Raw genomic sequence first — 5,710 nt, 5'->3', positions numbered from 1 at the left:
CCGGCCGATTCCAGAATGGGGTAGGCCACCGAGCACAGCAGCGAGTTGATGCGCTTGAGTTCGCTGATCAGGTCGATGTGCAGCGAGCTGGTCTCGATGCTCTGCACGGTGTTGTCGGACAGGCGGGCCAGATGGGTGGCCGAGTAGGCATGCTCCAGGTCGCGAAAGCGGGCCTTTTCTTCCAGCAGTTTTTGGGCGTCGCGCACATTGCCGTTCAGGAAGACGCTCATGGCCAGGCGCAGGTTGTCCACCAGGCGCGCGTGCAGCTCGTTGATCTCTTCCATGCCAGCATCGGAGAACTGGCGCCCCTTCTTGATCTTCTTGTCCTCGATGTCGATGAGCACGCGCTCGATGATGTCGCCGATCTGCTCCATGTTGATGGTGAAGCTGATGATGTCGGCCCAGCGCCGGCCCTCGCGCTCGTCCAGGGCTTCGCGCGAGATCTTGGTCATGTAGTACTTGATGGCGGAATACAGGTCGTCCACCTGGTCATCAAGGCGGCGCAGGTCCTGCGCCAGCTTGAGGTCATCGGTGCGGATCACCTGGTGCATGCCCATCAGCATGGATTCGACCACGTCGGCCTGGTGCAGCGCCTCGCGCGCCGCGCAGGAGATGGCCAGCGAGGGCGTTGCCAGCGCCGAGGGGTCGAGGTGCCTCGGTCGGGCCCCCGCCGCGGGCGCCTCTTCGTGGGGCAGCAGCCGCTGCACGAGCCGGGCCACCGTGCCGGTCAGGCCGATGCACACCAGGCCCACCACCGTGTTGAACGCCAGATGGAACAGCACCACCAGCGTGGCCACGTCGGGGACACAGGGGCGCACATGGCGCAGCCACAGGCCGACCAGCGGCATCATGATGAGCACGCCCACGATCTTGAACACCAGATTGCCCAGCGGCACCTGGCGCGTCTGCACCTTCGATTTGAGCGTGGTGAGCACCGCCAGCAGCCCACTGCCCAGGTTGGCACCCAGCACCAGGCCCAGGGCCACCTCCACCGGAATGCCGCCCGAGCCTGCCAGCGTGGCGGTCAGCAGCACCGTGGCGAGGCTGGAATAGGACACCACCGCCAGCACGGCGCCCGTGAAGAGCTCCAGGAGCAGGTCGCTGGTGAGTGCCCCCAGCAGGGTGCGCACGGTGGGCGACTGCGTGAGCACCGTGGTCGAATCGGTGATGAGCCGCAGGGCCAGCAGCATGAGCCCCAGCCCGATCAGCACCCGCCCGACGCGCCCGACGGGCGTGTCCTGGCGCGCGATGAACAGCACCACACCGACAAAGATGAACAGGGGCGACAGCCACGACAGGTCCATCGCGAACACCACGGCCATCACGCTGGTGCCCACGTCGGCGCCCAGCATCACGGCCAGCGCGGCCGGCAGGCCCACCAGGCCCTGGCCCACGAACGAAGACACGATGAGGGCGGTGGCGGTGCTGGACTGCACCAGGGCCGTGACGCCGATGCCCGAGAGCACGGCGGTGAGGCGGGTGCTGACGCTGCGCGAAATGAGCTGGCGCAGGTTGGCGCCGAAGACGCGCAGGATGCCGGTGCGCACCAGATGGGTGCCCCAGACGAGCAGGGCCACGGCGGCCAGAAGATTGAGAAGATGCTTCATGGAAAGAAGCATGCAACTATAGCCCGCAAGCTGGGGCCCGGGCGCAAAGCCTGCACCGGCCAGTGGGTGGATGGGGCGCGCTGGAGGCCGACCCTTCGCGACATCGGCAACCCGTCGGCCAGAACGTGCTCAGCGCGCGTTTCTCACGCGCAGCAGTTCATCGAGGATGAGGCAGGCCGCGCCCACGGTGATGGCCGCGTCGGCGATGTTGAACGCCGGAAAATGCCAGCCGCGTGCATGGAAGTCGAGAAAGTCCACCACGTAGCCATGCATCAGCCGGTCCACCACATTGCCCACGGCACCGCCGAGGATGCTCGACAGGGCGAAACAGAACAGCTTTTGCCCCGCATGGGCGCGCAGCTGCCAGACGATGAACAGCGTGGCGGCAATGCCGATGGCCGTGAACAGCCAGCGCTGCCAGCCACCCGCGTCGGACAGGAACGAGAAGGCCGCGCCCGTGTTGTGCGCCCGCACGATGTTGAAGAAGCTGGTGATGGTAGTGGCATCGCCCAGCCGGTAGTAGCCCAGGATCAGCGTCTTGGTGAACTGGTCAGCCATCAGGATGATGACCGCCCAGGCCAGCCAGGGCCACAGGCTCGCGCCCGAGCCGCGCACGAGTGCGGTGCTGCCCCGGGCCATCAGGCTACCTTCCGTTCTTCACCGCCACCAAAGAGGTTGCTGGTGCAGCGTCCGCAGAGGGTGGGGTGGGCTGCGTCGTGGCCCACGTCGTCGCGGTAGTGCCAGCAGCGCTCGCATTTGGCATCGGTGCTGGCCTGCACGCTGGCCTGCAGGGCGCTGCCCGCGATCAGGTCCACTGCGGAAGTGATGAACACGAATTTCAGGTCGTCGCCCAGGCTGGAGAGCAGGGCGTGGTCTTCCGGCGCCACCGTCAGCGTGACGCGGGCCTGCAGCGACGCGCCCACCTGGCCCGCGGCGCGCAGCGCCTCGATGTCCTTGTTGACGGCGTCGCGGATCTCGCGGATGCGGCTCCACTTGGCCAGCAGGCCGTCGTCGCTCTGACCCAGCGCCAGGAAGGTCTCCATGAAGATCGATTCGGAGTTGCCAAAGATCTTCCAGGCCTCTTCGGCCGTGAAAGACAGGAACGGCGCCATCCAGCGCAGCATGGCGTGCGTGATCTGGTGCAGCGCGGTCTGGGCGCTGCGGCGCGCCAGGCTCTTGGGGGCCGTGGTGTAGAGGCGGTCCTTGAGCACGTCGAGGTAGAAGCCGCCCAGATCTTCCGAGCAATACAGCTGCAGCTTGGCCACGACAGGGTGGAACTCGTACACCTTGTAGTGGGCCAGCAGGTCTTCCTGGAACTGCGCGGCGCGCACCAGCGCGTAGCGGTCGATTTCGAGCATCTGCTCGAAGGGCACGGCGTCCTGGGCGGGGTCGAAGTCGCTCACGTTGGCCAGCAGGAAGCGCAGCGTGTTGCGGATGCGGCGATAGGCATCGACCACGCGCGCCAGGATCTTGTCGTCGATGGCCAGGTCGCCCGAATAATCGGTGGCGGCGCACCACAGGCGGATGATTTCGGCACCGAGCTTGCCGCTCACCTCCTGCGGCGAAACGGTGTTGCCCAGTGACTTGCTCATCTTCTTGCCCTGGCCGTCCACCGTGAAGCCGTGTGTGAGCAGGCCGCGGTAGGGCGCGCGGCCATAGATGGCGCTGGCCAGCAGCAGCGAGCTGTGGAACCAGCCGCGGTGCTGGTCGTGGCCTTCGAGGTAGAGGTCGGCCTCGGGGCCTTCGTCGTGGTGCATGGTGCCGTGCGTGCCGCGCATCACGTGCCAGAAGGTGGAGCCCGAGTCGAACCACACTTCCAGAATGTCGGTGCTCTTGGTGTAGTGTGCGGCGTCATCGGCGCCCAGCACTTCCTCGGCCGTCATGCGGCTCCAGGCTTCGATGCCGCCCTGCTCGACTATGGAAGCGGCCTGGTCGACGATCTCCATGGTGCGCGGGTGCAGCTCGCCCGAATCCTTGTGCAGGAAGAAGGGCAGCGGCACGCCCCAGCTGCGCTGGCGCGAGATGCACCAGTCGGGCCGGCCGGCGATCATGTCGCGCAGGCGGGCCTTGCCGTTGTCGGGGTAGAAGGCCGTGTGCTCGATGGCTTCCAGCGCGATCTGGCGCAGCGTGCGGGCGGGCTTCTGGGCGGGGTCGGTGAACACGCCTTCGCCCTCGTCCATGCGCACGAACCACTGGGCGGCGGCGCGGTAGATCACGGGTGTCTTGTGGCGCCAGCAGTGCGGGTAGCTGTGGGTGATGGTGGTGGTGCCCAGCAGGCGGCCGGCGGCCTGCAGCGCCTCGATGATGATGGGGCAGGCCTTCCAGATGTTCAGCCCGCCGAACAGCGCCAGCGACTCGTCATAGCGGCCGTTGCCCAGCACGGGGTTGAGGATGTCGTCGTACTTCATGCCGTGCGCCACGCACGAGTTGAAGTCTTCCACGCCATAGGCGGGCGAGGAATGCACCAGGCCGGTGCCGTCGGTGGCCGTGGCGTATTCGGCCAGGTACACCGGCGACAGGCGGCGGTAGCCCGCATCCACATCGTGCAGCGGGTGCTCGAATTCAAGGCCGCCGAGCTGCCGGCCCTGGACCACGGCCAGCACCTGGCCTTGCAGGTTCCAGCGTTGCAGGCAGGACTCGACCAGCGTTTCGGCCACGATCAGCAGGCCGCGCTCCGTGTCCACCAGCGCATAGGGCAGGTCGGGGTTGAGGTTCAGCGCCTGGTTGGCGGGAATGGTCCAGGCGGTGGTGGTCCAGATGACGGCGAAGGCGTCCTTGCTCAAGGCAGGCAGGCCGAAGGCGGCCGCCAGCTTGGCCGGGTTGTGGGCCTTGAAGGCCACATCCAGCGTCTGGCTCTTCTTGTCCTGGTATTCGATCTCGAACTCGGCCAGCGACGAGGCGCAGTCGAAGCACCAGTACACGGGCTTGAGGCCGCGGTAGACGAAGCCGCGCTCCATCACTTTCTTGAGCGCGCGGATCTCGCCGGCCTCGCTCGCGAAGTTCATGGTCTTGTACGGGTTGTCCCAGTCGCCCAGCACGCCCAGGCGCTTGAAGTCCACCATCTGCTGCGCGATCTGCTCGGTGGCAAACGCGCGGCCCTTGGCCTGCATCTCGTCGCGCGGCAGGTTGCGGCCGTGCAGCTTCTCGATGGCGTTCTCGATCGGCAGGCCGTGGCAGTCCCAGCCGGGCACGTAGAGCGCGTCAAAGCCTTCGAGCTGGCGCGCCTTGGTGATCATGTCCTTGAGGATCTTGTTCACCGCGTGGCCGATGTGCAGCTGTCCGTTGGCGTAGGGCGGGCCATCGTGCAGGATGAACTTGGGCTTGCCGCAGCGCGCGTCGCGCAGCTTCTTGTACACGCCCTGGTCCTGCCACTCCTTGACCCAGCCCGGCTCGCGCTTGGGCAGGTCGCCACGCATGGGGAAGGGCGTGTCGGGCAGGTTCAGCGTGCTGCGGTAATCGGTGGGGGCGGGACTGGCGTTGTCGGACATGGATAAGCCTTAAAACGGGGCATTCCGGGGCAGGCCCGGGTCAAAACAGGAAGGGGGGCTTGGGCAGGCGATGAGGCTCGCAAGGCGGGCGCTGCGCAGGGCAGCCCCCTCAAATTCGGTCGCGCGTGGTCTGGCGCCGGGTCTCGGTATGGGAGGAGGTGTGGGCCGACGCAAAGTAGGCACGCGCGTCGGCGCAGTCCTTGGCAATGCCTGCCGTCAGGGCATCGAGACCGTCGTACTTCAGCTCGTCGTGCAGTTTGTGCAGCAGTTCCACACGGATGATTTTACCGTACGCCCCTTCGGGGCCCAGATCGGCAGGCCAGGTCAGGCAATGGGTTTCGAGCAGCACGCGCCCCCCGTTCACGTCCGCCGGATCGAGCGAGGGGCGCACGCCCAGGTTGGCCACCCCGGGCAGGGCGCCGTCGCCGAGCCCGTGCACCAGAACGGCAAAGATGCCGCTGGCGGCGGGTTTCCAGTGGGCAAAGCGCAAGTTGAGGGTGCGAAACCCATCCGCGGCGTCGGCGGTGCTGGCGCCCAGGGCCCGGCCCAGCTTGCGTCCGTGGACGACGTGGCCGCTGATCGTGTAGGGGCGGCCCAGCAGGCGGGCGGCGGCGG

At 67.0% G+C, this 5,710-nt stretch carries 4 protein-coding genes; all 4 read right to left on the bottom strand.

Features of this window, described 5'->3' with window-relative positions; translation table 11 throughout:
- Positions 1-1,607, bottom strand: a 1,607-nt coding sequence (locus tag ACDELDRAFT_RS18315) for a Na/Pi cotransporter family protein (RefSeq protein WP_005799484.1), incomplete at its 3' end; no start/stop codon positions are given.
- 129 nt (positions 1,608-1,736) lie between these two features.
- Positions 1,737-2,246 carry a signal peptidase II gene (gene lspA, locus ACDELDRAFT_RS18310; protein WP_005799483.1) on the bottom strand — a complete coding sequence of 170 codons (510 nt, stop codon included), beginning with the start codon at positions 2,244-2,246 and terminating at the stop codon, positions 1,737-1,739.
- On the bottom strand, positions 2,246-5,095 hold the full coding sequence (ileS, locus tag ACDELDRAFT_RS18305; protein ID WP_005799482.1) for an isoleucine--tRNA ligase: 2,850 nt from the start codon (positions 5,093-5,095) through the stop codon (positions 2,246-2,248). Before ileS ends, lspA begins: the two co-directional genes overlap by 1 nt.
- A gap of 109 nt (positions 5,096-5,204) precedes the next feature.
- Positions 5,205-5,710, bottom strand: a 506-nt coding sequence (locus tag ACDELDRAFT_RS18300; RefSeq protein WP_005799481.1) for a riboflavin kinase, incomplete at its 5' end; no start/stop codon positions are given.

The organism is Acidovorax delafieldii 2AN (assembly GCF_000175235.1).
In the GTDB taxonomy this organism is placed as follows: domain Bacteria; phylum Pseudomonadota; class Gammaproteobacteria; order Burkholderiales; family Burkholderiaceae_C; genus Acidovorax; species Acidovorax delafieldii_B.
This window is presented reverse-complemented; position numbering and strand designations above follow the sequence as displayed.